At 57.1% G+C, this 2,530-nt stretch carries 1 rRNA gene; it reads left to right on the top strand.

The window, feature by feature from the left end:
- Positions 1–2,479: ribosomal RNA gene (locus GA0070213_RS30975) — 23S ribosomal RNA — on the top strand; the annotation flags it as partial.
- Between the last annotated feature and the right edge of the window lie 51 nt (positions 2,480–2,530).

Genomic DNA, 2,530 nt, shown 5'->3' with positions numbered 1-2,530 from the left:
CGGGGTGACGGCGTGCCTTTTGAAGAATGAGCCTGCGAGTTAGTGGCATGTGGCGAGGTTAACCCGGGTGGGGGAGCCGTAGCGAAAGCGAGTCTGAATAGGGCGTTTTTAGTCGCATGCTCTAGACCCGAAGCGGAGTGATCTAGCCATGGGCAGGCTGAAGCGCGGGTAAGACCGCGTGGAGGGCCGAACCCACCAACGTTGAAAAGTTGGGGGATGACCTGTGGTTAGGGGTGAAAGGCCAATCAAACTCCGTGATAGCTGGTTCTCCCCGAAATGCATTTAGGTGCAGCGTCGCGTGTTTCTTGCCGGAGGTAGAGCACTGGATGGTCTAGGGGGCCCACAAGCTTACCGAAATCAGCCAAACTCCGAATGCCGGTAAGTGAGAGCGCGGCAGTGAGACTGCGGGGGATAAGCTTCGTAGTCGAGAGGGAAACAGCCCAGATCACCAGCTAAGGCCCCTAAGCGTGTGCTAAGTGGAAAAGGATGTGGGGTCGCATAGACAACCAGGAGGTTGGCTTAGAAGCAGCCACCCTTTAAAGAGTGCGTAATAGCTCACTGGTCAAGTGGTTCCGCGCCGACAATGTAGCGGGGCTCAAGCACACCGCCGAAGCTGTGGCATTCACATTTCAACTTCGCCAGGTCTTGATATCTGGTGCAGGTGTGTGGATGGGTAGGGGAGCGTCGTGCCGGGGGTGAAGCGACGGGGTGACCTAGTTGTGGACACGGCACGAGTGAGAATGCAGGCATGAGTAGCGAAAGAAGGGTGAGAAACCCTTCCGCCGGATGACCAAGGGTTCCAGGGCCAGGCTAATCCGCCCTGGGTGAGTCGGGACCTAAGGCGAGGCCGAGAGGCGTAGTCGATGGACAACGGGTTGATATTCCCGTACCCGCGAAAGAGCGACCCTGACGAACCTCGTTGTGCTAACCACCCGAACTGCCGGATGCCTTCGGGCTGATGGTGGGGAGCGTGGGAACCTGGCGGGTAGTAGTCAAGCGATGGGGTGACGCAGGAAGGTAGCTGAGCCCGGCCGGTGGTTGTGCCGGGGTAAGCGTGTAGGCCGTGCCGTAGGCAAATCCGCGGTGCATGTAGGCTGAGACGTGATGCCGAGCCGATTCAGGTGAAGTCAGTGATCCTATGCTGCCGAGAAAAGCCTCTAGCGAGTTCTTAGCGGCCCGTACCCCAAACCGACACAGGTGGTCAGGTAGAGAATACCGAGGCGATCGGGCGAACTGTGGTTAAGGAACTCGGCAAATTGCCCCCGTAACTTAGGGAGAAGGGGGGCCGGAGACGTGAAGCCCCGCGCGGGTGGAGCGTTGTATGGCCGCAGAGAGCAGGGGGAAGCGACTGTTTACTAAAAACACAGGTCCATGCGAAGAAGTAATTCGATGTATATGGACTGACGCCTGCCCGGTGCTGGAACGTTAAGGGGACCTGTTAGCTCTTCGGGGCGAAGCGGAGAACTTAAGCGCCAGTAAACGGCGGTGGTAACTATAACCATCCTAAGGTAGCGAAATTCCTTGTCGGGTAAGTTCCGACCTGCACGAATGGCGTAACGACTTCCCCACTGTCTCAACCACAGGCCCGGCGAAATTGCATTACGAGTAAAGATGCTCGTTACGCGCGGCAGGACGGAAAGACCCCGGGACCTTTACTATAGCTTGACATTGGTATCTGAATTAGCTTGTGTAGGATAGGTGGGAGCCGGTGAAGTCCATACGCCAGTATGGGTGGAGGCAATCTTGAAATACCACTCTGGTTGATTTGGGTATCTAACTTCGGACCGTTATCCGGTTCAGGGACAGTGTCTGGTGGGTAGTTTAACTGGGGCGGTTGCCTCCTAAAGGGTAACGGAGGCGCCCAAAGGTTCCCTCAGCCTGGTTGGCAATCAGGTGTTGAGTGCAAGTGCACAAGGGAGCTTGACTGTGAGACTGACAGGTCGAGCAGGGACGAAAGTCGGGACTAGTGATCCGGCACTGGCATGTGGAAGCGGTGTCGCTCAACGGATAAAAGGTACCCCGGGGATAACAGGCTGATCTTCCCCAAGAGTCCATATCGACGGGATGGTTTGGCACCTCGATGTCGGCTCGTCGCATCCTGGGGCTGTAGCAGGTCCCAAGGGTTGGGCTGTTCGCCCATTAAAGCGGTACGCGAGCTGGGTTTAGAACGTCGTGAGACAGTTCGGTCCCTATCCGCCGTGCGCGTAGGATACTTGAGAAGGGCTGTCCCTAGTACGAGAGGACCGGGACGGACGAACCTCTGGTGTGCCAGTTGTCCCGCCAGGGGCACGGCTGGTTAGCTACGTTCGGAAGGGATAACCGCTGAAAGCATCTAAGCGGGAAGCTCGCTTCAAGATGAGGTATCCCACCCACATTGTGGGGTAAGGCCCCCAGCTAGACGACTGGGTTGATAGGCCGGAAATGTAAGCCCGGTAACGGGTTCAGTTGACCGGTACTAATAGGCCGAGGACTTGACTACCAAGCTGCTACGCGTCCACTGTGCAACTCTGAACCAGCGAACACCCCACGA

Source organism: Micromonospora humi, assembly GCF_900090105.1.
Lineage (GTDB): Bacteria > Actinomycetota > Actinomycetes > Mycobacteriales > Micromonosporaceae > Micromonospora > Micromonospora humi.
Note: the sequence above shows the minus strand (reverse complement) of the source record. Positions and strands in the feature narration are given on the sequence as shown.